Origin of the sequence: Buttiauxella sp. BIGb0471, assembly GCF_024807715.1 — a bacterium.
Classification (GTDB): domain Bacteria; phylum Pseudomonadota; class Gammaproteobacteria; order Enterobacterales; family Enterobacteriaceae; genus Buttiauxella; species Buttiauxella agrestis.
Genome location: NZ_JANUEU010000004.1, coordinates 399,204 through 424,522 on the forward strand (window position 1 = coordinate 399,204; position 25,319 = coordinate 424,522).

Annotated in this window: 22 protein-coding genes and 1 pseudogene; 3 read left to right on the forward strand and 20 right to left on the reverse strand. The window is 50.0% G+C overall.

Annotated features, from left to right (window positions below):
• Positions 1-10 precede the first annotated feature (10 nt).
• Positions 11-1,267 carry a PTS ascorbate transporter subunit IIC gene (locus M2371_RS15705; protein ID WP_259268122.1) on the forward strand — a complete coding sequence of 419 codons (1,257 nt, stop codon included), beginning with the start codon at positions 11-13 and terminating at the stop codon, positions 1,265-1,267.
• Between the two features lie 63 nt (positions 1,268-1,330).
• Here M2371_RS15705 and phoU read toward each other — a convergent pair whose 3' ends face one another.
• The 6 genes and pseudogenes from phoU to rluF form a co-directional block, all read right to left on the reverse strand.
• On the reverse strand, positions 1,331-2,056 hold the full coding sequence (gene phoU, locus M2371_RS15710) for a phosphate signaling complex protein PhoU (RefSeq protein WP_034499841.1): 726 nt from the start codon (positions 2,054-2,056) through the stop codon (positions 1,331-1,333).
• Between the two features lie 14 nt (positions 2,057-2,070).
• Positions 2,071-2,844, reverse strand: a complete 774-nt coding sequence (pstB, locus tag M2371_RS15715) for a phosphate ABC transporter ATP-binding protein PstB (protein WP_259268141.1) — start codon at positions 2,842-2,844, stop codon at positions 2,071-2,073.
• A gap of 47 nt (positions 2,845-2,891) precedes the next feature.
• On the reverse strand, positions 2,892-3,782 hold the full coding sequence (pstA, locus tag M2371_RS15720; RefSeq protein WP_034499844.1) for a phosphate ABC transporter permease PstA: 891 nt from the start codon (positions 3,780-3,782) through the stop codon (positions 2,892-2,894).
• On the reverse strand, positions 3,779-4,741 hold the full coding sequence (gene pstC, locus M2371_RS15725; RefSeq protein ID WP_034499846.1) for a phosphate ABC transporter permease PstC: 963 nt from the start codon (positions 4,739-4,741) through the stop codon (positions 3,779-3,781). The genes pstA and pstC overlap by 4 nt, the downstream gene beginning before the upstream one ends.
• Before the next feature lie 122 nt (positions 4,742-4,863).
• A complete protein-coding gene (gene pstS, locus M2371_RS15730) occupies positions 4,864-5,904 on the reverse strand; it encodes a phosphate ABC transporter substrate-binding protein PstS (RefSeq protein WP_259268123.1) in 1,041 nt (346 codons plus the stop codon).
• Between the two features lie 143 nt (positions 5,905-6,047).
• A pseudogene (gene rluF / locus M2371_RS15735) lies at positions 6,048-6,770 on the reverse strand (23S rRNA pseudouridine(2604) synthase RluF); the annotation flags it as partial.
• Positions 6,771-7,089: 319 nt separating this feature from the next.
• Between rluF and M2371_RS15740 the strand changes: the two are divergent.
• Positions 7,090-8,361, forward strand: coding sequence for an MFS transporter (locus M2371_RS15740; protein WP_259268124.1), 1,272 nt, complete (start codon positions 7,090-7,092; stop codon positions 8,359-8,361).
• Positions 8,362-8,433: 72 nt separating this feature from the next.
• Here M2371_RS15740 and glmS read toward each other — a convergent pair whose 3' ends face one another.
• Together glmS and glmU are read right to left on the reverse strand one after the other, a co-directional pair.
• Entirely contained in the window at positions 8,434-10,263 is a 1,830-nt protein-coding gene (glmS, locus tag M2371_RS15745) for a glutamine--fructose-6-phosphate transaminase (isomerizing) (protein WP_172896044.1), read from the reverse strand.
• A gap of 187 nt (positions 10,264-10,450) precedes the next feature.
• A complete protein-coding gene (glmU, locus tag M2371_RS15750; protein WP_034499856.1) occupies positions 10,451-11,821 on the reverse strand; it encodes a bifunctional UDP-N-acetylglucosamine diphosphorylase/glucosamine-1-phosphate N-acetyltransferase GlmU in 1,371 nt (456 codons plus the stop codon).
• A 338-nt stretch (positions 11,822-12,159) separates the two neighbouring features.
• Between glmU and M2371_RS15755 the strand changes: the two genes are divergently transcribed.
• Positions 12,160-14,337, forward strand: coding sequence for a right-handed parallel beta-helix repeat-containing protein (locus M2371_RS15755; protein ID WP_259268125.1), 2,178 nt, complete (start codon positions 12,160-12,162; stop codon positions 14,335-14,337).
• Between the two features lie 67 nt (positions 14,338-14,404).
• Here M2371_RS15755 and M2371_RS15760 read toward each other — a convergent pair whose 3' ends face one another.
• The 12 genes from M2371_RS15760 to mioC form a co-directional block, all read right to left on the reverse strand.
• The gene (locus M2371_RS15760) at positions 14,405-14,824 is read right to left on the reverse strand and encodes a F0F1 ATP synthase subunit epsilon (protein ID WP_120063878.1); all 420 of its coding nucleotides are present in this window, start codon (positions 14,822-14,824) and stop codon (positions 14,405-14,407) included.
• Positions 14,825-14,844: 20 nt separating this feature from the next.
• Positions 14,845-16,227 (reverse strand): F0F1 ATP synthase subunit beta, encoded by a 1,383-nt coding sequence (gene atpD / locus M2371_RS15765; RefSeq protein WP_034499864.1) that lies wholly within the window; start codon positions 16,225-16,227, stop codon positions 14,845-14,847.
• A gap of 28 nt (positions 16,228-16,255) precedes the next feature.
• Positions 16,256-17,119 (reverse strand): F0F1 ATP synthase subunit gamma, encoded by an 864-nt coding sequence (gene atpG, locus M2371_RS15770; RefSeq protein ID WP_034499867.1) that lies wholly within the window; start codon positions 17,117-17,119, stop codon positions 16,256-16,258.
• A gap of 50 nt (positions 17,120-17,169) precedes the next feature.
• On the reverse strand, positions 17,170-18,711 hold the full coding sequence (gene atpA / locus M2371_RS15775; protein WP_034499870.1) for a F0F1 ATP synthase subunit alpha: 1,542 nt from the start codon (positions 18,709-18,711) through the stop codon (positions 17,170-17,172).
• Between the two features lie 12 nt (positions 18,712-18,723).
• Positions 18,724-19,257, reverse strand: coding sequence for a F0F1 ATP synthase subunit delta (gene atpH / locus M2371_RS15780; RefSeq protein ID WP_172896042.1), 534 nt, complete (start codon positions 19,255-19,257; stop codon positions 18,724-18,726).
• Positions 19,258-19,271: 14 nt separating this feature from the next.
• On the reverse strand, positions 19,272-19,742 hold the full coding sequence (gene atpF, locus M2371_RS15785) for a F0F1 ATP synthase subunit B (RefSeq protein WP_034499875.1): 471 nt from the start codon (positions 19,740-19,742) through the stop codon (positions 19,272-19,274).
• 61 nt (positions 19,743-19,803) lie between these two features.
• The gene (gene atpE, locus M2371_RS15790; RefSeq protein ID WP_000429386.1) at positions 19,804-20,043 is read right to left on the reverse strand and encodes a F0F1 ATP synthase subunit C; all 240 of its coding nucleotides are present in this window, start codon (positions 20,041-20,043) and stop codon (positions 19,804-19,806) included.
• A 48-nt stretch (positions 20,044-20,091) separates the two neighbouring features.
• Positions 20,092-20,910 (reverse strand): F0F1 ATP synthase subunit A, encoded by an 819-nt coding sequence (gene atpB, locus M2371_RS15795; RefSeq protein WP_034499878.1) that lies wholly within the window; start codon positions 20,908-20,910, stop codon positions 20,092-20,094.
• 8 nt (positions 20,911-20,918) lie between these two features.
• Positions 20,919-21,299, reverse strand: a complete 381-nt coding sequence (gene atpI / locus M2371_RS15800) for a F0F1 ATP synthase subunit I (RefSeq protein ID WP_034499880.1) — start codon at positions 21,297-21,299, stop codon at positions 20,919-20,921.
• A 618-nt stretch (positions 21,300-21,917) separates the two neighbouring features.
• Entirely contained in the window at positions 21,918-22,541 is a 624-nt protein-coding gene (rsmG, locus tag M2371_RS15805; RefSeq protein ID WP_259268126.1) for a 16S rRNA (guanine(527)-N(7))-methyltransferase RsmG, read from the reverse strand.
• Positions 22,542-22,600: 59 nt separating this feature from the next.
• Positions 22,601-24,490 carry a tRNA uridine-5-carboxymethylaminomethyl(34) synthesis enzyme MnmG gene (gene mnmG, locus M2371_RS15810; protein WP_034499884.1) on the reverse strand — a complete coding sequence of 630 codons (1,890 nt, stop codon included), beginning with the start codon at positions 24,488-24,490 and terminating at the stop codon, positions 22,601-22,603.
• A 372-nt stretch (positions 24,491-24,862) separates the two neighbouring features.
• On the reverse strand, positions 24,863-25,312 hold the full coding sequence (gene mioC, locus M2371_RS15815; protein WP_034499885.1) for an FMN-binding protein MioC: 450 nt from the start codon (positions 25,310-25,312) through the stop codon (positions 24,863-24,865).
• Positions 25,313-25,319 lie beyond the last annotated feature (7 nt).

A 25,319-nucleotide genomic window follows, 5' to 3' on the forward strand; every position in this document is an offset into this window, starting at 1 on the left:
AGGGGTCGATATGGATTTCTTTCGTTTTTTGATGAGCGATGTGCTTTCCGAACCGGCTGTGCTGGTTGGTTTAATCGCTTTGATTGGTTTGATTGCACAGAAAAAACCGGTCACAGAATGTATTAAAGGCACCGTCAAAACCATTATGGGTTTTGTGATTTTAGGTGCCGGTGCTGGCCTGGTCGTGTCTTCGCTGGGTGATTTCGCCAATATATTCCAGCATGCCTTTGGTATTCAGGGCGTGGTGCCGAACAATGAAGCTATTGTTTCCGTCGCACAAAAAAGTTTCGGTAAAGAGATGGCGATGATTATGTTCTTCGCCATGGTTATCAACATCTTGATTGCTCGCTTCACGCCATGGAAATTTATCTTCCTGACCGGTCATCACACGTTGTTTATGTCGATGATGGTGGCGGTGATTCTGGCAACGGCTGGCATGACTGGCGTAACGCTGATTGCTGTTGGCTCGCTGGTGGTGGGTGTGGCGATGGTCTTTTTCCCGGCCATTGCGCACCCTTACATGAAGCAAGTTACCGGTTCTGACGACGTGGCAATCGGCCACTTCTCGACATTATCTTATGTGTTGGCGGGTTTCATCGGCAGCAAATTTGGTAATAAAGAACTCTCGACTGAAGACATGAATGTGCCGAAAAGTCTGCTGTTCTTGCGTGACACACCGGTCGCTATCTCCTTTACCATGAGCATTATCTTCCTGGTGACGTGCCTGTTTGCGGGCGCTGACGTGGTGAAAGAGCTGAGCGGTGGTAAAAACTGGTTCATGTTCTCCATCATGCAGTCCATTACCTTTGCGGCGGGTGTGTACATCATCCTGCAAGGTGTGCGCATGGTGATTGCGGAAATCGTTCCAGCGTTCAAAGGTATTTCCGACAAGTTGGTGCCGAACGCGAAGCCAGCGCTCGATTGCCCGGTCGTGTTCCCGTATGCACCTAATGCTGTACTGGTTGGCTTCCTGAGCAGCTTTGCCGCAGGTTTAATCGGTATGTTCGCGCTGTATCTGCTGAACATGACCGTGATTATCCCAGGCGTGGTGCCGCACTTCTTCGTCGGTGCAGCCGCTGGCGTATTCGGTAACGCAACCGGCGGACGTCGTGGCGCGATTCTGGGTGCATTTGCGCAGGGCTTGTTGATTACCTTCCTGCCAGTGTTCTTGCTGCCAGTGCTGGGCGATATCGGTTTTGCTAACACCACTTTCAGTGATGCCGACTTTGGCGCGCTGGGGATTCTGTTAGGGATTATCGTTCGCTAATCTTTGAGTGACGTACCAATAAAAACGCCAGCGATTCGCTGGCGTTTTTATAACTCTTTTTTATCACTCTTTCGGGTCTTTACCCGCCAGCAGTTTATCCAGTTCGTCGCCGCCGACATGACGGAAGTCCTGCCCTTTAACGAAGTAGAAAATAAACTCGCAGATGTTCTGGCAACGGTCGCCGATACGCTCAATAGAACGCGCACAGAACAGTGCAGTCAACACGCTTGGAATAGTGCGCGAGTCTTCCATCATATAAGTCATCAACTGGCGCACGATGCCTTCATATTCCTGGTCAACTTTCTTATCTTCGCGATAAATACGCACCGCTTCGTCGAGATCCATACGCGCAAACGCATCCAGTACGTCATGCAGCATTTGCACGGTGTGACGGCCTAATGACTCGAGGCTAACCAGCAGCGGCTGGTGCTGGTGGGAGAATTTTTCCAGCGCCGTGCGGCAGATTTTATCCGCGACATCACCGATACGTTCCAGCTCAGAAATCGTTTTGATGATAGCCATCACCAGGCGCAGGTCGCTGGCGGTTGGCTGGCGTTTAGCGATGATACGCACGCAGGCTTCATCGATCGCCACTTCCATCATGTTAACTTTCTGGTCGCCTTCGATGACGCGCTTTGCCAGTTCGCCATCTTGATTGTGCATGGCAGTGATCGCATCAGAAAGCTGTTGCTCCACCAGCCCACCCATGGTCATGACCTGGGTGCGGATATATTCCAGCTCGGCGTTAAACTGGCCGGAAATGTGTTTGTTGAGATTGAGGCTATCCATTGTATTCTCCCGGATCAGCCGTAACGGCCAGTAATATAGTCTTCGGTTTGCTTTTTAGCGGGTGTGGTAAACAGCGTGTCGGTTTCGCTAAATTCAATCAGCTCGCCGAGGTACATAAACGCGGTGTGGTCTGAGCAACGCGCCGCCTGCTGCATGTTGTGGGTCACGATCACCACGGTGTAATCTTGTTTCAGCTCGGTGATCAGCTCTTCAATGCGACCAGTAGAAATTGGGTCAAGCGCTGAACATGGCTCATCAAGCAATAACACTTCCGGGCGAATCGCGATTCCACGCGCAATGCACAGACGCTGCTGCTGGCCACCGGAGAGACTGTATCCGCTCTGGTGCAATTTATCTTTAGTTTCGTTCCACAATGCGGCTTTGGTCAAAGCCCACTGCACACGCTCGTCCATGTCGCTGCGTGACAGCTTTTCAAACAGGCGCACGCCGAACGCGATGTTGTCATAAATCGACATTGGGAATGGCGTCGGCTTCTGGAATACCATGCCCACTTTGGCACGCAGCAGGGCGATGTCCTGGTTCTGAGTGAGGATGTTTTCCCCATCCAGCAGAATTTCACCTTCGGCGCGCTGCTCCGGGTAGAGCGAGTACATTTTGTTGAATGTACGCAGCAGGGTGGATTTGCCACAGCCTGACGGGCCGATGAACGCGGTAACCTGGTTCTTAGCGATATCCAGATTGATGTTTTTCAGGGCATGGAACTTACCGTAATAGAAGTTCAAATCACGAACCTGAATTTTGTCTGGGGTAGTCTCGACCATACTCATCTGTTTCTTAATCTCCATCCGACGCCGCCTTTGCCGCGCCGCAAAATTTAACCGTGTTTACTCTTCGCAAAAATCACACGCGCCAGAATATTTAGCAGCAGTACGCAAAGGGTAATAATCAGAACGCCAGCCCAGGCTAACTGTTGCCATTCGGCAAATGGGCTCATCGCAAATTTGAATATCGTCACTGGCAAGTTAGCAATCGGCTGCATCATGTCAGTGCTCCAGAACTGGTTGGAGAGCGACGTGAACAGCAGCGGGGCGGTTTCACCCGCGATACGTGCAATCGCCAGCAATACGCCAGTAATGATCCCGGAAACAGAGGCTTTCAGCGTAATTGCAGAAATCATTTTCCATTTTGGCGTACCCAATGCGTATGCCGCTTCGCGCAGACTGTCTGGTACCAGTTTCAGCATGTTTTCAGTGGTGCGGATAACAATCGGCACCTGTAATAACGCCAGCGCAATTACCCCAGCCCAGCCGGAGAAGTGCTGCATTTTCGCCACCACAATGGTGTAAACAAACAGACCGACAACAATAGATGGTGCAGAAAGCAGGATGTCGTTGATAAAACGAATAACCTCGGCCAACGCTGATTTGCGGCCATACTCCGCCAGGTAGATACCCGCCATGATGCCCAGCGGCGTACCAAACACGGTCGCCCACAGGATCAACAAGCCGCTACCCGCGAGGGCGTTAGCCAGGCCACCACCTTCTGTATTCGGCGGTGGTGTCATTTCGGTGAATAGCGCAATCGACATGCCGTCGATACCGCGAGTCACCGTAGAGAACAGGATCCACACCAACCAGAACAGGCCAAATGCCATGGTTCCCATTGAAAGTGTCAGAGCAATGCGGTTTTTAAACCGACGACGAGCCTGCATTTTGCGGCGTGATTCCGCTAACGCCGCGCGACTTTGCATTTCCATAGTCGTCATGAGCGCGCTCCTTCATTCTTCGCCAGACGCATAACCATAAACTTAGAGATAGCCAGCACGATAAAGGTGATAACAAACAGGATCAGGCCGAGTTCCATCAATGCTGCGGTATGCAGGCCGGATTCCGCTTCAGCAAATTCGTTCGCCAGGGCAGAGGTAATACTGTTGCCCGGCATATACAGCGAAGCGCTGTCGAGTTGGTAGGTGTTACCGATGATGAAAGTTACCGCCATGGTTTCACCCAGAGCACGACCTAAACCTAACATCACGCCACCAATCACGCCGTTTTTGGTAAACGGTAAAACGATGCGCCAGATAACTTCCCATGTGGTACAGCCGATACCGTAGGCCGACTCTTTCATCATCACAGGAGTTTGTTCGAATACATCGCGCATTACAGAAGCGATGTAAGGGATGATCATAATGGCGAGAATAACGCCAGCCGCAAGAATACCGATACCGAACGCCGGGCCTGAGAACAGTTCACCGACAATGGGTACAGAAGAGAGCACATTGCCGACCGGTTCCTGGAAATACTTCGCAAACAGCGGAGCAAAGATAAACAGGCCCCACATGCCGTACACGATACTAGGAATAGCCGCCAGCAGTTCAATGGCGATACCCAACGGGCGGCGCAACCAACCGGGTGCCAATTCCGTCAGGAACAGCGCGATACCGAAACTCACCGGTACTGCGATTAACAACGCAATGAACGAGGTGACTAGCGTGCCGTAAATCGGCACCAGCGCACCATAAATATCGTTAGGAGCATCCCACTCTTTATTCCACAGGAACGAGAATCCAAATTTCTCGATACTTGGCCAGGAGGAGATGACCAGGGAGATGATGATCCCGCCCAGCAGAAATAGCACAATCAGCGCAGCCAGTTTTACCAGCGCGCTGAAAATGACATCACCTTGTTTGCCAGGGGCTTTGAACACCGGCTTACTCACTGCCATAACTTACTCTTTAAGTTTAAATACATTTCTTACAACATGTCGGATGTCGCTTACGCTAATCCGACCTACGAAAAGCAGTTGTAAGGCGGATAAGCATTCGCGCCATCCGCCATTTTCATTAATTAATAAAGCGCCTTACCGGAGCGGTCTTTCACGTTGGTCTTCCATGCTGCACGAACTTGTTCAACCACAGCGTCTGGCAGGGCAGCGTAATCCAGGTCACTCGCCTGTTTTGCACCGTCTTTGTAAGCCCAGTCGAAGAACTTCAGCACTTCAGCGCCTTGCTCTGGGTTTTTCTGCTCTTTGTGAATCAGAATGAAGGTGGTAGACGTGATTGGCCACGCGCTGTCACCTTTCTGATTTGTCAGATCCTGAGCGAATGATTTGCTCCAGTCCGCACCTTTTGCAGCATTTGCAAAGTTCTCTTCAGAAGGCGCTACTGGTTTACCGTCAGCTGAAACCAGTTTGGTATAAGCGAGGTTGTTTTGCTTAGCGTAAGCGTATTCAACATAACCGATTGAACCTGGCAGACGCTGAACAAACGCGGCGATACCGTCGTTGCCTTTACCGCCCAGACCCGTCGGCCAGTTTACCGTTGAGCCTGCACCGATTTTAGTTTTCCACTCTTCGTTCACTTTCGCCAGGTAGCTGGTGAAGACGAAGGAAGTACCGGAACCGTCAGCACGACGCACAACCGCAATGTTCTGCTGTGGCAGTTTCATGCCTGGGTTGAGTTTAGCGATAGCTTCGTCATCCCATTTTTTGATTTTACCCAGGTAGATGTCACCCAGGGTTTTACCGTCGAGCACCAGCTCTCCGGATTTCACGCCTGGCAGGTTGACCGCCAGAACAACACCGCCGATGACAGTCGGGAACTGGAACAAACCTTCTTGTTGCAGCTTTTCATCAGACAATGGCGCGTCAGATGCGCCGAAATCCACGGTGTGAGCAATGATTTGTTTAACGCCACCGGAGGAGCCGATACCCTGGTAATTAACTTTGTTACCAGTTGATTTATTGTAAGTATCTGCCCATTTGGCATACACCGGCGCAGGGAAGGTTGCACCAGCGCCAGTCAGGCTTGCAGCAGCAAACGCGCCGAAAGCACTCAGGGATAAGGTCGCGGCGACAACAGTTGCGACAGTGGTACGCATAACTTTCATAATGTCTCCTGCAGAGGTGAACGTAAATCGTTGTTTAGTGGTTGCAGGATAGAAAATAGGACAGTTTGGTGACATTTAAATGTACGAATTATGACAGTTTTATGACAGGCCGCTTTGGGGCATATTTCCAGCTGTCATACTCAGGATTCTGAGTGTTCAATCCGTTTCAATAGCTCGTCCTGTTCGTCGCGGCTCAGGTAGCGCGATTCCCCCAGCGGCAGCCCTTCCAGATGGATATTCATGATGCGGACACGTTCAAGTCGGGTCACTTCATAGCCGAAATATTTACACATCCGGCGTATCTGGCGATTCAATCCTTGAACTAATATGATGCGAAATATTTGGTCCGATTCTTTCGTCACTTTGCATTGTTTCGTCACCGTACCCAGTATGGGTACACCCGCGCATAAACCCTTAATAAACTCGTCAGTCACCGGCTTATTGACGCTAACCACATACTCTTTTTCGTGATTGTTGCCCGCACGCAGAATTTTATTAACCACATCACCGTGATTGGTCAGCAAAATGAGCCCCTGCGAATCTTTATCCAGACGCCCTATCGGGGAGATACGTTGGTCGCCTTCAATGAGAGCGCTGATATTCCCTCGCACGCTCTTTTTCATCGTGGTGATGATGCCAACAGGCTTATTCAACGCGATCAACACCAGGCCGTTGTCATCTCGCGGCTCAATAAGCTGGTCATTCACTTTCACCACATCACCAGCAAAGACTTGAGCACCAAAACCGACCTGCCTGCCGTTAATAAAAACATAGCCCTGTTCGACGTAGCGATCGGCTTCGCGGCGCGAGCAGATACCGCTATCGCTAATGTATTTATTAATTCGTACCGGGGAATCGATGGGCATTTTGCGGTGCGTCTCATTCATATCTTGCATAATTACCACCAACTCATTACTTAAAGAAATGTGACGCACGTCACATACATTACCCGTTAGGGGTAGATTACACACAAAAAATTGAGATTAATCACAAATAAAAGTGAAACACAGGTTCATTATCAACAAATAGTGTGATCTACATTACAAAAACAAGTCCAGGATGGGCCAAACCAGAATCCTCGACGTCTTCTGAAGCGCCGCTGATTTTTATCTCCTCTGAATTATTTATTTGCCTGCTGCTTTGCAGCGGTCAGGCCACTTATTGCTTGAAAAACGGGGATTCATTATGCGCAAAACAGGCCACAAGCGCTGGTTTATGCTGTCACTGGTGACATTAGGCACCATTCTTTGCTATTTAACCCGAAATACTATTTCTGCCGCAGCGCCAACATTACAGAGCGATCTGCACATTACCACACAGCAATATTCTTACATTATTGCGACATTCTCGGCCTGCTACACCATTGCACAACCTATTGCCGGTTATCTGCTTGATACATTGGGTACAAAGGTGGGTTACACCATTTTCGGCCTGATGTGGGGCGTGTTCTGCATTGGTGCGTCATTCGCGACTGGCTGGAAAGGTCTGGCAATGTTCCGTGGCCTCGGCGGTTTCGCTGAAAGTGCGATGATACCTGCTGGTTTGAAATCAGTAACTGAATGGTTCCCGGATACTGAACGTTCGGTTGCTGTGGGCTATTTCAACGTTGGTTCCTCTATTGGCGCGGTGATTGCACCTCCGCTAGTTGCGTGGGCAATCTATATCAGGGACTGGAGACTGGCGTTTATTATCGTCGGTGTTTTCAGCGTGCTGTGGGCAGCTGGTTGGTATTTCACCTATAACCGCCCGTCAAAAACCAAATCACTGTCTCGGGAAGAGTATCTCTATATAACCGATGGGCAGCCTGAGAAACCAAAGGTTGAGAAAGTCCGCATTGGCCGCCTGCTGAAACAACGTAAGTTTTGGGGTATCGCATTACCGCGTTTCCTGGCAGAACCCGCGTGGGGGACGTTTAATGCATGGATCCCACTGTTTATGGTGCACACCTACGGCTTTAACCTCAAAGATATCGCCATGTTTGCCTGGATCCCGATGCTGTTCGCCGATTTTGGCTGCATTATTGGGGGTTATTTTCCGGGTATGTTCCAGAAGATGTTTGGTGTGAATATTGTTGTATCCCGCAAGCTGGTGGTCACGATGGGTGCGGCGCTTATGATCCTGCCGGGAATGGTCGGCTTGTTCGGCAGTCCAATGGTGGCGATTGCACTGTTATGCGTTGGTGGCTTCGCTCACCAGTCATTGTCTGGCGCGTTGATTACTCTGTCTTCTGATATGTTTGACTCCAACGAAGTTGCTACCGCTAACGGATTCACCGGCATGGCTGCGTGGACTGCCAGCACCATGTTTGCACTGGTTGTGGGTGCGCTGGCCGACACGGTTGGTTTCAGCCCGCTGTTCGCCGTGCTTTCGGTGTTTGATGTTATCGGGGCGATTGTCTTGTGGGTTCTGCTGAAATCCCCTGAAGAACCAAAACTGGTGACGCAGGAAGAGAATTGATTTAGCAATAAAAAGCCCGGTTGTGCTAAGCGCAACCGGGCTTTTTCATTTTGTATGACAGCTTAAAACGGCTTACTCAACCGTAACTGATTTCGCCAGGTTACGTGGCTGGTCAACGTCGGTGCCTTTAATCAGTGCAACGTGATAAGACAGCAACTGCAACGGTACGGTGTAGAAGATAGGTGCGATAACTTCTTCTACATGCGGCATCTCGATGATATGCATGTTGTCGCTGCTGGCGAAGCCTGCATCTTTATCTGCAAATACATACAGATGGCCGCCGCGCGCGCGCACTTCTTCGATATTTGATTTCAGCTTTTCAAGCAACTCGTTATTTGGAGCCACAACAATAACCGGCATGTCCGCATCAATCAGCGCCAGTGGGCCATGTTTCAGCTCACCCGCCGCATACGCTTCCGCATGAATATAAGAGATTTCTTTGAGCTTCAGTGCGCCTTCCATTGCGATTGGATACTGATCGCCACGGCCTAAGAACAGCGCATGATGTTTGTCAGAGAAATCTTCGGCCAGCGCTTCAATGCGCTTATCCTGGGAAAGCATCTGCTCGATACGGCTTGGTAGCGCCTGCAAACCATGCACGATATCTTGCTCGATTGCTGCGTCAGCGCCTTTCAGGCTGCTCAGTTTCGCCACCAGCATCAACAAAACGGTCAACTGAGTGGTAAATGCTTTGGTCGAAGCCACACCGATTTCGGTGCCCGCGTTGGTCATCAGTGCCAGGTCGGATTCACGCACCAGAGAAGAACCCGGGACATTACAAATCGCCAGCGAACCTAAATAGCCCAGCTCTTTTGATAAACGCAGTGCAGCAAGGGTATCTGCCGTTTCACCAGATTGGGAAAGGGTGATCATCAGGCTGTTACGACGCACCGCGGATTTGCGGTAACGGAATTCAGAGGCGATTTCGACATCGCACGGAACGCCCGCCAGCGATTCAAACCAGTAACGTGAAACCATGCCTGAGTTATAGGAAGTGCCACACGCGACAATCTGAATGTGCTCAACCTGAGACAGCATTTCGTTAGCTTTCGGGCCAAGCTCAGAGAGATCGATAGCGCCATGACTAATGCGGCCAGTCAGGGTATTTTTAATCGCGTTCGGCTGTTCGTAGATCTCTTTCTGCATGTAGTGGCGATAAATGCCTTTGTCGCCCGCGTCATATTGCAGACTGGATTCGATATCAGGACGTTTAACCTGCTCACCTTTGGTATCGAATACGGTTACGGAGCGACGAGTCACTTCCGCAATATCACCTTCTTCAAGGAAGATGAAACGACGAGTCACCGGCAGCAGTGCCAGTTGGTCGGAGGCGATAAAGTTTTCACCCATGCCGAGGCCGATAACCATCGGGCTACCAGAACGTGCGGCCAGCAGAACATCCGGATTACGGGTGTCCATGATTACGGTGCCATACGCGCCACGTAGTTGTGGAATGGTGCGCAGCACGGCTTCACGCAGAGTACCGCCTTGCTCCAGTTCCCAATGGACTAAGTGAGCAATAACTTCGGTATCGGTTTGTGAAACGAATGTGTAGCCACGCCCCTGCAATGCTTCGCGCAGCGGTTCATAGTTTTCGATGATGCCGTTATGAACCACCACGATATGTTCGGAAACATGCGGGTGAGCGTTAACTTCTGATGGTTCGCCGTGAGTCGCCCAACGCGTGTGCGCAATACCGGTGCCACCATGCAGCGCAGTTTCTGCTGCGGCTTCGGCCAGTTTGTTCACTTTACCCAAGCGGCGCAAACGAGTCATATGACCTTTTTCGTCTACTACAGCCAGGCCCGCAGAGTCATAACCACGGTATTCAAGACGACGTAGTCCTTCGAGAAGGATTTCAGCGATATCACGTTGCGCGACCGCGCCAACAATTCCACACATAAGATTAGATTCCTGATAATGGCATTAAGCCATGTGTTGTCGCTGACCTGTATTTTCCGGTTTTTTCCGGAGCCCCGAGCCTTGTAGAGAGTGGGGTTATAGTTTTGGTAGTACTGCGGGGCGGGTCATTTTCGAGAACAACCTTCACCCCAGCCTTCTCCCATTCAGGGAGAAGGAAAATCAAAAATTACTTCTTCTTAACCGGGCGCTGCCAACCCTGAATATGGGTTTGCTTCACGCGGCTGATAACCAGTTCATCTTCACCAACATTACGGGTGACCGTCGTCCCTGCGCCAATCGTCGCACCACGCGCAACGGTGACCGGTGCCACCAGTTGGCTATCGGAACCGACAAACACATCATCACCGATGATGGTTTTAAATTTATTCGCGCCATCGTAATTACAGGTAATGGTGCCTGCACCGATGTTCACGTTGTCGCCAATTTCGGCGTCGCCCAGGTAGCTTAGGTGCCCAGCTTTAGACCCCTTGCCCAGACGCGCTTTTTTCATCTCCACGAAGTTACCCACGTGTGCGCCTTCTGCCAGTTCAGCGCCGGGGCGCAAACGGGCGAACGGGCCGATGGTGCAGGCCGCTGCGAGCGAGGCATCTTCCACAACGGTATACGGGCTAATTTCGCAGTCATCGCCAATCACGCTGTTTTTGATCACGCAGCCGGTGCCAATTTTCACTCGGTTACCCAATGTCACAACGCCTTCAATAATGACATTAGTATCAATTTCCACATCACGCCCGTGGGTCAGTTCACCACGGATATCGAAACGCGCCGGATCGCGCAGCATAACGCCAGCCAGAAGCAGTTTCTCGGCTTGTTCACTCTGGTAGACGCGCTCAAGGCGGGAGAGTTGCAGGCGGTTGTTCACGCCTTCCACTTCGCTTAAACGATCCGGGTGGACAGCGGTAATTTCGCGGCCTTCGTGATGTGCCAGGGCGATGATATCGGTGATATAGAATTCACCCTGCGCATTGTTGTTATCGAGCTTCGAGAGCCAGCGCTTCAGATCCGCGCCATTGGCCACCAGAATACCGGTGTTGATTTCATCAATTTTGCGCTGCTCGTCAGTTGCATCTTTATGCTCAACGATACCGACAACTTTGCCGTTTTCACGAGCAATACGTCCATAACCGGTTGGATCGTCGAGTTTTACCGTCAGCAAACCAATGCCGCCTTGCGGTTTGGCATCACGCAGGCGTTGCAGGGACTCAACGGAAATAAGCGGTACATCGCCGTAGAGCATCAGAATATCTTCGTCATCAGCAAAGAATGGCGCCGCTTGCTGCATTGCATGACCGGTGCCCAGCTGTTCAGCCTGCAAAACCCAGTTCAACGAACCATCGCTGAGCGTGTTTTTAAGTAAGTCACCGCCGTGCCCATAAACCAGATGCACGCGTTGTGCGCCTAAATTATTAGCTGCATCAATAACATGCTGAACCATCGGTTTCCCGGCAAGGGTATGTAACACCTTCGGGAGGTCTGAATACATGCGGGTCCCTTTGCCTGCGGCTAGGATAACCACGCTCATCGCACTGTTTGACATACGCGTCCTGACTTAAATTTGTGAGAGAAGTAAAACGATTTCACGTTGAAATTTCTACATATTTTGCAACAAAAAACGCGATGCCTAAAAAACAGGCTTCGACGGTGATTTTTAGTTGCCCATGTGCTCAATTGTAGGTGGATAAGGTCGCAAAAAGTACTTCTGAAATGACAAAAGCCATATATCTCTATGGATTAAGACTTCTTTTCAGATTGAAACAAAGCTACCCCACATAATTAGTAGTTCCTGTTTTAAAAATCCGCCTTTGTGATAAGCATAAAAGAAACAACGTTTCATTTTTATACATAATGACGCCGACATTGATAAGGAGAATAAAAATGGCGTCAAAAATACCTCTGGCTCTCACGCTTTGCGGCGTAGCTTTATCGCTACCGGCAACAGCACAGCAACAGCCCATCTGGCATGCGATTGCTTTTGGGCAATCAACAGATGTTAACTTTTCATCCAACGTATTGCCTGAAAAAGTCGGCGTAAATAACGTCACGATCGATGGCAAAAAACTCACTACAGCTGATAACGCCGATCTTTCTAAACCGATAACCATTGAGAGTCGCGGCGGCAAAATTGCGAACTCTCACGATGGACTCACTTTCTTCTATACCGCACTGCCCGCCAGTGAGAATTTTGTCTTACAGGCAACGGTGACCGTCGATCAGTTTGGCCCTGAAAATGGTGCCAAACCAGCCGCTCAGGAAGGTGCTGGTTTACTGGTGAGGGATGTATTAGGAAACCCGCGCCAGGAGCCGCTAAAAGAGGGCTACGAAGAGTTCCCGGCGGCGTCAAACATGGTGATGAACGCCATTATGACGCAGGATAAAAAAGACGCATCGCGCGTCAAAATGCAGGCGATTGCACGTGATGGCATTTCGCAGCCGTGGGGAAATACTGGCTCAACGATTTCACGTAAAAGTTATCAGGAAGCGGTAGATCTCAGCAAGATGCCGACTTTCCGCATGAAACTCGAGCGTACAAATGAAGGTTTTATCACTTCATGGGCTGCGGCCGGAAGCGACACATGGGTTTCTGAAAATGTGAAACGCGCCGATATCATTACCGCTCAGGATAAAAACCAATATTACGTGGGCTTCTTTGCGTCGAGGAATGCAAAAATCACCGTAAGTGATGCGTCACTCGAAACCAGCGCAGCGCAAACTGTAGCCTCAGCTGCGTTCGAGCCAAAAGCGTGGCCAGTAGTGATGCAAATTGCTTCGCCACCAAAGAGCACCACCAGCGAATACGTGGTACAGGCACGCGCTAACTATGACGGCAACTTCACCGTACGTCACGACGAAGTTGTGATCGGTCAGGAAAAAGCTGCGAAAGCCGGTGAAATGTTCTCACTGCCTACCACGCTGAAAGAGCGCAACAGCTTTACCGTGACTTTTACCCCAACCAGCGGAAAAACCAAAACACCCGTCAGCCAGAGCTTTGACGTCGAGCAAGTGAAAAACTTGAATGGCTCTACGCTGTACGTCGCTCCAAATGGGGTTTCAAGCAATCAGGGGTCAAAAGAAGCACCATTAGATTTGGCCAGCGCAATATCACTCATCCAACCTGGAGGAAAAATCATCCTGAGCAGTGGTGAGTACCCACAAACTACCATTCCAACCCCTGACAGCGGTTTAAAAGGCAAACTGAAAACCCTGGAAGCTGACGGCAAAGTGGTGATTCGTGGTTTATTGCTCGATGGTAACTACTGGCATGTTAAAGGCATTGAAGTCACCGATAAGAGTTTGCGAGTGCAGGGTAGCAACAACCTTATCGAAAACGTCGTCGCCTATAAAAATGACGATACCGGCATTCAGATTTCTTCGCCAGCCGATGTAGGCCGTCCACTTTGGGCAAGCTACAACCGCGTCGTTAATTCTGAATCCTTCAACAATGAAGACCCAGGCAAAATCAACGCAGATGGATTCGCGGTGAAAATGCGTGTCGGGGGTGGCAACCGTCTTGAGGGTTGTTATGCGCACGACAACATTGATGATGGCTATGATTTATTCAACAAGATTGAAGACGGCGCGAATGGCGTTGTGGTGATCGAGAATTCAATTGCCCGTAACAACACCAGCAACGGTTTTAAATTGGGTGGGGAAGGGCAGCCTGTCGCACATGAAATCCACAACAGCATTGCTATTGGTAACCACCTCGATGGCTTTACCGATAACTTCAATCCGGGTGCGCTGGTGGTGGCAAATAATGTAGCGGTCGATAACCAACGCTTTAACTACATCTTCCGTCCAAGCCCTTATGGAAGTGCTGAAACTCAGGGCAAGTTCAGCGATAACATTTCATTGCGCAGTACTGACGGGAAATATGATGATGCCATTTCCGGGCGCGTAGATAGCAGTAATTACTTCATTCGTGATGGCAAAACAGAGAACAGCGAAGGGAAGCAACTGAGTGTTAAAGATTATCAGTCGCTGACGTTGCCAGTGCCTTTGCAACGTAATGCCGATGGTTCATTTAAAACCGGCGAGTTTCTGACGAAGCAGTAAAAACGTTCAGATGAAAAAAATGCCAGTCAGGGAAACCTGGCTGGCATTTGTCTTTTCAAGCAGGTAGTTACATCGCTTTTCTGGTCAACTCGATAACACGAAGTTTCGCGATCGCTTTAGCCAGTTCAGCAGAAGCCTGAGCGTAGTCCACATCACCGTGGGAGCTGTGGATGCGCTCTTCCGCTTTACGCTTCGCTTCCAGGGCCCGAGCTTCGTCGAGATCCTGGCCGCGAATTGCGGTATCGGCCAGCACGGTTACCGTGCCAGGCTGCACTTCCAACACACCACCGGACAGGTAGATATACTCTTCTTGTCCGTGCTGTTTAACGATGCGGATCATACCAGGCTTAATGGCGGTGAGCAGCGGGGCGTGGCCAGGGAAAATACCCAGCTCACCTTCGCTACCCGTTACCTGGATCTTTTCGACCAGACCGGAGAACATTTGGCTCTCCGCGCTGACGACGTCCAGGTGATAAGTCATTGCCATGTCACCCTCCGATTAAGGCGTTAAAGTTTTTTAGCTTTCTCAACGGCTTCGTCGATAGTACCAACCATGTAGAACGCCTGCTCTGGCAGATGGTCATATTCGCCGTCCATGATGCCTTTAAAGCCACGGATAGTATCTTTCAGCGATACGAACTTGCCCGGAGAACCGGTAAAGACTTCTGCTACGAAGAATGGCTGAGACAGGAAGCGCTGAATCTTACGCGCACGTGCTACAACCAATTTATCTTCTTCAGAAAGTTCATCCATACCAAGAATGGCGATGATGTCTTTCAGTTCCTGGTAACGTTGCAGAATAGACTGCACGCCACGCGCGGTGTCGTAGTGTTCCTGGCCAACAACCAGTGGATCTAACTGACGGCTGGTGGAATCCAGTGGATCTACCGCAGGGTAGATACCCAGAGACGCGATGTTACGGCTCAGTACCACGGTTGCATCTAAGTGAGCAAAGGTGGTTGCTGGAGATGGGTCAGTCAAGTCATCCGCAGGTACGTATACCGCTTGAACAGAAGTGATTGAGCCAGTTTTGGTGGAGGTAATACGCTCCTGCAAAACACCCATCTCTTCTGCCAGAGTTGGCTGGTAACCTACCGCAGATGGCATACGACCCAGCAGCGCAGATACTTCTGTACCGGCCAGGGTATAACGGTAAATGTTATCAACGAACAGCAGAACGTCACGACCTTCGTCACGGAACTTCTCAGCCATGGTCAGACCGGTCAACGCAACGCGCAGACGGTTACCTGGTGGCTCGTTCATCTGGCCATAAACCAGTGATACTTTGTCCAGAACGTTGGAGTCGGTCATTTCGTGGTAGAAGTCGTTACCCTCACGAGTACGTTCACCCACACCTGCAAACACTGAGTAACCGGAGTGCTCGATCGCGATGTTACGGATCAGCTCCATCATGTTTACAGTTTTACCCACACCCGCACCACCGAACAGACCGACTTTACCACCCTTAGCGAACGGGCAAATCAGGTCCATTACTTTGATGCCGGTTTCCAGCAGATCCTGGGAGCTAGACAGTTCTTCGTAGCTAGGAGCAGCACGGTGAATCGCCCAACGCTCTTCTTCGCCGATATCGCCTTTCATGTCGATAGGCTCGCCCAGGACGTTCATGATACGGCCCAGAGTCGCTTTACCTACTGGCACTTCAATTGGGTGATCGAGGTTAGAAACTTCCAGACCACGACGCAAACCATCAGAAGTACCCATGGCGATAGTACGCACTACGCCACCACCTAACTGTTGCTGAACTTCCAGCACCAGACGGTCTTTACCATTTGTAACCTCAAGAGCGTCGTACACTTTTGGTACGGCATCCTGAGGGAACTCGACGTCCACCACGGCGCCGATTACCTGGATAATCTTTCCAGTAGCCATCTCGAATCCTCTAAATACGTAAACCTGGTTATACCGCGGAAGCGCCACCGACGATTTCGGTGAGTTCCTGAGTAATGCTGGCCTGACGAGCTTTGTTGTAAACCAACTGCAGCTCTTTAATCAGGCTGCCGCCATTGTCGGTAGCGGCTTTCATCGCCACCATACGTGCGGCCTGCTCGCTGGCCAGGTTTTCTACGACGCCCTGATAAACCTGAGATTCCACGTAACGGCGCAGCAAGGTGTCCAGCAGCGCTTTAGGATCAGGTTCATACAGATAATCCCAGGATTTCTTCTTCAACTCGCCGTCTTCTGCTGGCGGTAACGGCAGCAGTTGGGTAAGGGTAGGAACCTGAGACATTGTGTTAATAAATTTGTTGCTGACAACATACAGCTTGTCCAGACGGCCTTCATCGTAGGCCTGCAACATCACTTTCACCGGGCCAATCAACTCGGACAGGGAAGGGTTATCACCCATACCAGTCACCTGAGCAACAATATTGCCGCCTACAGAGTTGAAGAAAGAGACGCCTTTAGAGCCGATCATTGCGATTTCGCTTTGAACGCCTTTATCGGACCACTCTTTCATGTCAGCCAGCAGCTTTTTGAACAGGTTAGTGTTCAAGCCACCACACAGACCACGGTCAGTGGACACCACCAGGTAGCCCACGCGTTTGATTTCGCGTTCATCCAGGTAAGGGTGTTTGTACTCAAGATTACCTAAAGCCAGGTGGCCAATCACTTTACGCATTGTTTCTGCGTAAGGACGGCTGGCAGCCATGCGTTCCTGCGTTTTACGCATTTTGGACGCGGCGACCATTTCCATTGCTTTGGTGATCTTCTGCGTGTTCTGGACGCTTGCGATCTTACTACGTATCTCTTTTGCGCCGGCCATGAGCTTCTCCTCAATGCCTTGCGGCTTGCCCTAAGACAAGCCGCCAGACTTTACCAGGACTGAGTTGCTTTGAAGGAATCGAGGATGCCTTTCAGCTTGCCTTCGATTTCGTCGTTGTAGCCACCAGATTGGTTGATTTCTTGCATCAGTGGAGCATGGTCACGGTCAACATAAGCCAGCAGAGCGGCTTCGAAGCTACCGATTTTAGCCAGTTCCACATCTTCGAGGTAACCACGTTCAGCAGCGAACAGAACCAGAGACTGCTGCGCAACAGACATCGGCGCATATTGTTTCTGTTTCAGGAGCTCGGTCACTTTCTGACCATGGCTCAACTGCTTACGGGTCGCATCGTCAAGGTCTGATGCAAACTGAGAGAACGCAGCCAGTTCACGATACTGTGCCAGAGCGGTACGAATACCACCGGACAGTTTTTTCATGATCTTGGTCTGAGCAGCACCACCAACACGGGATACGGAGATACCCGGGTTAACCGCAGGACGAATACCGGCGTTAAACAGTGTTGATTCCAGGAAGATCTGACCATCGGTAATAGAAATTACGTTGGTCGGAACGAACGCGGAAACGTCACCCGCTTGCGTTTCGATAATTGGAAGCGCAGTCAGGGAACCTGTTTTGCCTTTCACTTCACCCTTGGTGAATGCTTCAACGTATTCAGCGTTAACACGCGCAGCACGTTCCAGCAGACGGGAGTGGAGATAGAATACGTCGCCTGGGTAAGCTTCACGACCTGGTGGACGACGAAGCAGCAGGGAAATCTGACGATAAGCAACAGCCTGTTTGGACAGGTCATCATAAATGATCAGTGCATCTTCACCACGGTCACGGAAGTATTCACCCATCGCGCAGCCGGAGTACGGTGCCAGGTATTGCAGTGCAGCAGATTCTGATGCAGTCGCAACAACAACGATAGTGTTAGACAGTGCGCCGTGCTCTTCCAGTTTACGAACCACGTTAGAGATAGTGGATGCTTTCTGGCCGATAGCAACGTAGATACATTTGATGCCGGAATCACGCTGGTTGATGATGGCATCGATTGCCAGAGCAGTTTTACCTGTCTGACGGTCACCGATGATAAGTTCACGCTGACCACGACCGATTGGGATCATGGCATCGACGGACTTATAACCAGTCTGTACAGGCTGGTCTACGGATTGACGTTCGATTACACCTGGTGCGATCGCTTCAACGGCAGCAAAACCGTCATGCTCAAGCGGACCTTTACCATCGATTGGTGCACCCAGGGTGTTCACCACACGACCCAGCAGGCCACGGCCTACCGGTACTTCAAGAATACGGCCAGTACACTTAACTTTCATGCCTTCGGCAAGGTCAGCGTACGGACCCATTACTACTGCACCTACAGAGTCGCGCTCGAGGTTCAGTGCAATGGCGTAACGGTTTCCCGGAAGGGAAATCATCTCACCCTGCATGACATCGGCCAGGCCGTGTACGCGGATGATACCGTCACTTACAGAAACGATTGTACCTTCGTTGTGAGCCTCGCTCACAACACTGAACTGAGCAATGCGCTGCTTGATCAGTTCGCTGATTTCGGTGGAATTCAGTTGCATGCTCCAGTCCCCTTAAGACTGCAAGACGTCTGTCAGGCGATTAAGACGGCCGCGTACGCTACCATCAATAACCATATCACCTGCGCGGATAATGACACCCGCTATTACAGACTTGTCAATTTTGCAATTCAGCTTAACTTTGCGTGACAGACGTTTTTCCATCGCGGCGCTGATTTTCGAAAGCTGGTCTTCGTTTAATACGTTGGCAGAAGTCACTTCGACTTCAACGGTAGCCTCTTGGGCTGCACGTAATTGAACGAATTGCTCAAGAACATCAGGAAGAACTTTCAGACGCCCATTTTCAGCCATCACCTTAATCAGGTTCTGGCCATTGGCGTCTAACTGGTCACCACAGATGGAGATAAACGACGCAGAGAGAGTATCCGGAGCTAAAGCGCCGGAAAGAAGCTCTGCTATTTGTTCGTTTTTAGACACCTCAGCGGCGAAACCCAGCATATGCTGCCAGTTATCAACGCTTTGGTGCTCGACGGCAAAGTCAAAAGCTGCTTTGGCGTAGGGGCGAGCTACAGTTACAAATTCAGACATCAGCCCCTCCCTCCTTACAGTTCAGCGACCAGTTTATCAACGATGTCGCTGTTAGCAGCTTCATCCACGGAACGTTCAATGATCTTCTCGGCACCGGCGATAGCCAGCAGAGCCACTTGCTTACGCAGTTCTTCACGAGCGCGTTTACGCTCTGCGTCGATTTCTGCCTGAGCCTGTGCAACGATTTTGTCACGTTCCTGCTCTGCCTCGGTTTTAGCTTCTTCAAGGATCTGAGAGCGGCGTTTGTTAGCCTGCTCGATGATCACCTGAGCTTCCGCTTTGGCTTTTTTCAGCTGGTCGGTCGCGTTGGCCTGTGCAAGGTCAAGGTCCTTTTTGGCACGTTCTGCAGAAGAGAGACCATCAGCAATTTCTTGTTGACGCTTCTCGATGGCAGCCATGATTGGCGGCCATACGTACTTCATGCAGAACAGAACAAACAGGACAAACGCGATGGCCTGGCCGAGGATTGTTGCGTTAAGATTCACAGCACAATGCCTCTTTGTTAGTTAACGTTCTGATATTGCTTGATATGTTAAGCAATGCTTACTACGCGACGGCGAACATCACGTACAGACCCAGACCAACAGCGATCATCGGGATAGCATCCACCAGACCCATAACGATAAAGAACTGAGTACGCAGCAAAGGAATCAGATCAGGTTGACGCGCTGCGCCTTCCAGGAATTTTCCCCCGAGGATGCCGATACCGATCGCAGCACCGATTGCCGCCAGACCCATCATCACAGCGGCAGCCATGTACAGCAGATCCATATTCAGGTTTTCCATGACAGTCTCCAGTTTGTTTCAGTTAAAACACAGTAGTGGTAAGTAAAATCAATGCTCTTCAGATGCCATCGACAGATAGACAATCGTTAGAACCATGAATATGAAGGCTTGCAGCGTAATAATCAGGATGTGGAAAATGGCCCAAGGCACACTCAGAATCCACTGTGACCACCACGGCAACAGACCAGCAATCAGAATGAAAATCAACTCACCGGCATACATGTTGCCGAACAGTCGCAGGCCCAGTGATACTGGTTTGGACAGCAGGCTTACACCTTCAAGGATTAAGTTGAACGGTATAAATGCCCAGTGATTGAACGGCTGCAGCGTCAGCTCTTTCGTGAAGCCGCCAATGCCTTTCATTTTGATGCTGTAGAAAAGAATGAGGATAAACACACCCAACGCCATGGACAGGGTGATATTCACGTCCGCAGACGGCACCACACGCAGGGCAGGGAGGCCGAAGATGTGCTCGCCGATAAACGGCAAGAAATCAATTGGCAACAGGTCCATCAGGTTCATCAGTAATACCCAGACGAACACAGTCAGGGCCAGCGGTGCAATGACCTTGCTTTTGCCATGGTACATGTCTTTGACATTGCCATTAACAAAATCGATAACCATTTCAACCGCAGTCTGAAATTTACCAGGTACGCCGCTCGTCGCTGTTTTGGCTACTTTACGGAATAACACCAGGAATAGCAGACCCAGAACCACCGAGAAAAACATGGAGTCAATATTGAGCGTCCAGAAGGTGGCCGGGGGGTTTTGCGGATCAACCAGCGAGAAAGTACGCAGGTCCAACTGAAGGTTATTCAGATGGTGGCCTATATACTCCTGCGGTGTAGAGATTTCTCCTGCAGACATGATGCCTCTTACCCTTTGTTGTTAATTACAGCTGGTGCGAGTATCTGCACAACCAGCACCGAAACCCACGTCACAATAAGCGGCAACAATACCGCCTTAAAACCAGCCAACGCCACCACCAGTATGGTAAAGCTCGCAATCACCTTTAACACTTCACCTATGGCGAAAGTCCAGGCCAGGCGGCCTTTTGATGGTGTATGCACCTGGTGACGCCAGGCGAAATTCATAAATACTGCATTTGGCAGCCAAGCTGCCAGGCCTCCGCCAAAAGCAGAAGCACCCCACACGGGGTCTTTGAGGCAAAACAGCAATCCAATTGCTATCACTGCAAGTAGCTGAAGGAACAGAAGCTTACGAGCAACGTTTCTACTCAATAGCGACACAGACATGGCTTATCCTAACTCCTGCTCCCTTCGGGGTATGTCGCGCTGGTATAAAACTGCCTTTAGGTCTTTGAGTCAAGCCTCAAAAAGCGAGCAAATTATACGGTGCGGCCCCGTGATTTCAAACAATAAGTAGCAAAAAGGTGAACAAATGTTTAAATATTTTCCAGCACAGTTATTTTTCAACTTTTGAGTTATACCGACTATTTTGCTGAAAACCTCAAACAACCGAAATAGCCGCCTAATAAAGCGTGCACCAGATCACAAATAAAACATCTCATAGCCATTATACATTTGTCTGTCTCATAAAGTGCGAAACACAGATGCCTGATAAATAAGCTGATTACTGTCTACTCTATTTAAAATAGCCTGAAACATCATTAAAACAATTCATTGACATTTTTATTAATATTTTAACAACCTTCTGAGTATGAAACCCAGGCAATATTTAGCAGGGTTATATTTTCAGGGTTGACTACTTTCAAAATCAACAAGCCGTTTAGAGTTAACAACAATGCAAACACTAGTTAAGCCATTGTTAAATGTAACCAGAAATGTCAGACATTTCCCCTTGTATTTTTAACCTTAACGAAACAATCCTTTTTAGCTTTTTTTTGATAAATATTAAGTTTTGTTTGGCTTAATCATCACCAGATGACGCTCCCCATCCAGTTCTGGCACTTGCAACCGGATAACCTCTTCGACGCTAAATTCAGCAGGCAGTGCCGCGATTTCATCATCCGGACGCTGACCCTTTAGCGCATAAAAACGGCCATTCTCTGCGGGCAAGTGCTTACACCAGGTCACCATATCGGTCATCGATGCAAAAGCGCGGCTGATTACGCCATCAAACGGTGGCTCCGCCGGGAACTCTTCCACACGACTTTGCACTGGCGTGATGTTTTCAAGATGCAGCTCATGCTGAACTTGTCGCAAGAATCGGACCCGCTTACCAAGACTATCCAGCAGGGTAAAATGCGAGTCAGGGCGCACAATCGCTAATGGTATGCCCGGCAAACCAGGGCCTGTTCCCACATCGATAAAACGCGAACCCTGCAAGTGCGGTTCAACCACAATGCTGTCGAGAATATGACGAACCAGCATTTCATCAGGATGACGCACTGAGGTCAGGTTGTAGGCTTTGTTCCACTTATGGAGCAGTTCAACATAACCCACCAACTGTTGTTTCTGGTTTTCTGGCAGCGTAATGCCTGCGCTATCCAGCAGGCGATTCAGTTTGTTAAGCACGGCGGTAAATACCCATCAAAAAAACGGGCCAGGAAATCCTGACCCTGAAATATGTTATATCAAGCGCTACGACGCAGCAGACCTTGCTTTTTTAACCAGACAAGCAAGATTGAAATTGCTGCCGGAGTCACACCGGAAATGCGCGATGCCTGCCCGATCGAAACCGGTTTGTGATCGTTAAGCTTGGCGATCACTTCGTTAGAAAGCCCGCTGACCTGGTGGTAATCCAGCGTTGCAGGCAACAACGTATTCTCGTTACGTTGCTGTTTTTCAATCTCTTCTTGCTGACGCGCAATGTAGCCTTCGTATTTAACCTGAATTTCCACCTGCTCCGCAGATTGTGGATCCTCAAGTCCTGGCGCAAACACCGACAATTGCATCATTTCAGCATAGGTCATTTCTGGGCGACGCAGCAGATCTTCGCCATTTGCTTCACGAGACAACGGTGCGCTGAGTTTTGCATTCACTTCTTCGACGCTTTCAGAATGCGGATGTAGCCAGATGTCTTTCAGACGCTGGCGCTCAAGCTCAATGCTTTCGAGTTTCTCGTTAAAGCGTGCCCAGCGAGCATCGTCCACCAGCCCCATTTCGCGGCCAGCTGCAGTTAAGCGCAGATCGGCGTTGTCTTCACGCAGCATCAGGCGGTATTCAGCACGAGAGGTAAACATGCGGTACGGTTCTTTGGTGCCAAGAGTGCAAAGATCGTCAACCAGTACGCCCAGATAAGCCTGATCGCGACGAGGTGCCCAGCCCTCTTTCTCAGCAGAGAAACGAGCGGCATTCAGACCTGCCAGCAAACCTTGTGCAGCGGCTTCTTCGTAACCGGTGGTGCCGTTAATTTGTCCGGCAAAGAACAGACCCTGGATATATTTACTTTCCAGAGTTGGCTTGAGGTCACGAGGATCGAAGAAATCATATTCGATGGCATAGCCCGGACGAACGATCTTCGCATTTTCCATCCCTTCCATCGACCGGACAATTTGCATCTGAACGTCAAACGGCAGGCTGGTCGAGATGCCGTTTGGATAGATTTCATTGCTGGTTAAGCCTTCAGGCTCAAGGAAGATCTGATGCTGGTTACGATCGGCAAAACGCATCACTTTGTCTTCGATAGACGGGCAATAACGTGGGCCAATGCCTTCGATAACACCGGCATACATCGGGCTGCGATCGAGATTATTACGAATAACGTCATGCGTTTTTTCGTTGGTGTGCGTGATGTAACACGGCACTTGCGCAGGGTGTTGGTTCACATTTCCCATGAACGAGAACACCGGCATTGGGTTATCCCCATGCTGCTGGGCAAGTACGCTGAAATCTATGGTGCGAGCGTCAATACGAGGCGGAGTACCGGTTTTCAGACGGCTGACACGCAGTGGCAGTTCACGCAGACGGCGAGACAGGGAAATGGACGGCGGATCGCCTGCACGGCCACCGCTGTAGTTATCCAGCCCGATATGAATTTTGCCATCCAGGAATGTCCCGACAGTCAGTACCACGGACTTAGCGCGGAACTTCAGACCCATCTGGGTGACAGCACCCACAACGCGATCGTTCTCGACAATCAGATCTTCAACCGCCTGTTGGAAGATCATCAGGTTCGGTTGGTTTTCCAGTGCAGTGCGCACCGCCTGGCGATACAGAACGCGGTCAGCCTGAGCACGAGTCGCCCGTACGGCCGGCCCTTTGCTGGCGTTTAGTATCCTAAACTGTATACCGGCATGGTCGATAGCTTTGGCCATCAAACCACCGAGTGCGTCCACTTCTTTAACCAGATGTCCCTTGCCAATACCGCCGATTGCCGGGTTACAAGACATCTGTCCCAGAGTGTCGATATTGTGTGTCAAAAGAAGGGTTTGTTGGCCCATCCGTGCAGCGGCCATTGCAGCCTCGGTGCCTGCATGACCCCCGCCAATGATGATGACGTCAAAAGGATCTGGATAAAACATGGTACTGCCTCGCGGTTTTGCAAATGGGGATGACTGATTCCCGGGGTTGGCGATTCTAACTTAACTTTAGCCTTTCGAGAAAGTCTTGGGATCGTCGGTAATTAAAAGAAGATCTTTTTTATTTAAAGATCTCTTTATTATGATCTCTTATTAGGATCGGCATGTTCTGTGGATAACCGTTTTTATGGTAAAGAGATCAAGTGATTAAGGAGGATCATTAGCTGTGAATGATCGGTGATCCCAGAACGTATAAGCTGGGATCAAAAGTGGAAGTTATGCACAACTCAAAAAGTGAACAGGAGTTGTTATTGGGATAACTACTGCTTAACCCAAGGTTTTAAGCATACTTATACACAGATAAAAGTCAGATCTTTACAAATCCTGGAGTAAATTCTTCCATGATCCGACCCAAATCTCGGCTGGATCTTCCGGAATGTCGTGATCAAGGATGTTCACTTTCAATAAAGAGCCCACTCTTTTAGCGCCGCATTCAGTCAGAAGGGTGTCCAATTTTTCAATTGCACCGCAAAAGGTGTCGTATTCACGACTGCCAATACCGACTGCACCATAATGAACAGCACTAAGATCCGGGCGTTGTTCATTTATAGTGTCAAAAAGCGGTTGCAGGTTATCAGGAAGATCCCCGGCACCATGAGTAGAAGAGACAATCAGCCATATTCCGCTAGTTTCTAGTTCTTCAAACTGTGGCCCGTGAAGCGTCTGGGTAGAAAAACCCGCTTCATCTAACTTCTCAGCTAAATGTTCAGCGACATATTCGGCACTGCCCAGGGTACTTCCGCTAATCAGAGTAATGTCTGTCATTGCTGCC

Excerpts from the sequence above, each read along its gene's own strand:
- glmU (WP_034499856.1), bottom strand. The coding sequence starts at position 11,821 with ATGTCAAACAGTGCGATGAGCGTGGTTATCCTAGCCGCAGGCAAAGGG.
- pstB (WP_259268141.1), bottom strand. The coding sequence starts at position 2,844 with ATGAGTATGGTCGAGACTACCCCAGACAAAATTCAGGTTCGTGATTTG.
- M2371_RS15755 (WP_259268125.1), top strand. The coding sequence starts at position 12,160 with ATGGCGTCAAAAATACCTCTGGCTCTCACGCTTTGCGGCGTAGCTTTA.
- atpB (WP_034499878.1), bottom strand. The coding sequence starts at position 20,910 with ATGTCTGCAGGAGAAATCTCTACACCGCAGGAGTATATAGGCCACCAT.
- atpI (WP_034499880.1), bottom strand. The coding sequence starts at position 21,299 with ATGTCTGTGTCGCTATTGAGTAGAAACGTTGCTCGTAAGCTTCTGTTC.
- glmS (WP_172896044.1), bottom strand. The coding sequence starts at position 10,263 with ATGTGTGGAATTGTTGGCGCGGTCGCGCAACGTGATATCGCTGAAATC.
- atpG (WP_034499867.1), bottom strand. The coding sequence starts at position 17,119 with ATGGCCGGCGCAAAAGAGATACGTAGTAAGATCGCAAGCGTCCAGAAC.
- mioC (WP_034499885.1), bottom strand. The coding sequence starts at position 25,312 with ATGACAGACATTACTCTGATTAGCGGAAGTACCCTGGGCAGTGCCGAA.
- atpH (WP_172896042.1), bottom strand. The coding sequence starts at position 19,257 with ATGTCTGAATTTGTAACTGTAGCTCGCCCCTACGCCAAAGCAGCTTTT.
- phoU (WP_034499841.1), bottom strand. The coding sequence starts at position 2,056 with ATGGATAGCCTCAATCTCAACAAACACATTTCCGGCCAGTTTAACGCC.
- M2371_RS15705 (WP_259268122.1), top strand. The coding sequence starts at position 11 with ATGGATTTCTTTCGTTTTTTGATGAGCGATGTGCTTTCCGAACCGGCT.
- M2371_RS15760 (WP_120063878.1), bottom strand. The coding sequence starts at position 14,824 with ATGGCAATGACTTATCACCTGGACGTCGTCAGCGCGGAGAGCCAAATG.
- atpD (WP_034499864.1), bottom strand. The coding sequence starts at position 16,227 with ATGGCTACTGGAAAGATTATCCAGGTAATCGGCGCCGTGGTGGACGTC.
- M2371_RS15740 (WP_259268124.1), top strand. The coding sequence starts at position 7,090 with ATGCGCAAAACAGGCCACAAGCGCTGGTTTATGCTGTCACTGGTGACA.
- pstS (WP_259268123.1), bottom strand. The coding sequence starts at position 5,904 with ATGAAAGTTATGCGTACCACTGTCGCAACTGTTGTCGCCGCGACCTTA.
- mnmG (WP_034499884.1), bottom strand. The coding sequence starts at position 24,490 with ATGTTTTATCCAGATCCTTTTGACGTCATCATCATTGGCGGGGGTCAT.
- pstC (WP_034499846.1), bottom strand. The coding sequence starts at position 4,741 with ATGGCAGTGAGTAAGCCGGTGTTCAAAGCCCCTGGCAAACAAGGTGAT.
- atpE (WP_000429386.1), bottom strand. The coding sequence starts at position 20,043 with ATGGAAAACCTGAATATGGATCTGCTGTACATGGCTGCCGCTGTGATG.
- pstA (WP_034499844.1), bottom strand. The coding sequence starts at position 3,782 with ATGACGACTATGGAAATGCAAAGTCGCGCGGCGTTAGCGGAATCACGC.
- atpA (WP_034499870.1), bottom strand. The coding sequence starts at position 18,711 with ATGCAACTGAATTCCACCGAAATCAGCGAACTGATCAAGCAGCGCATT.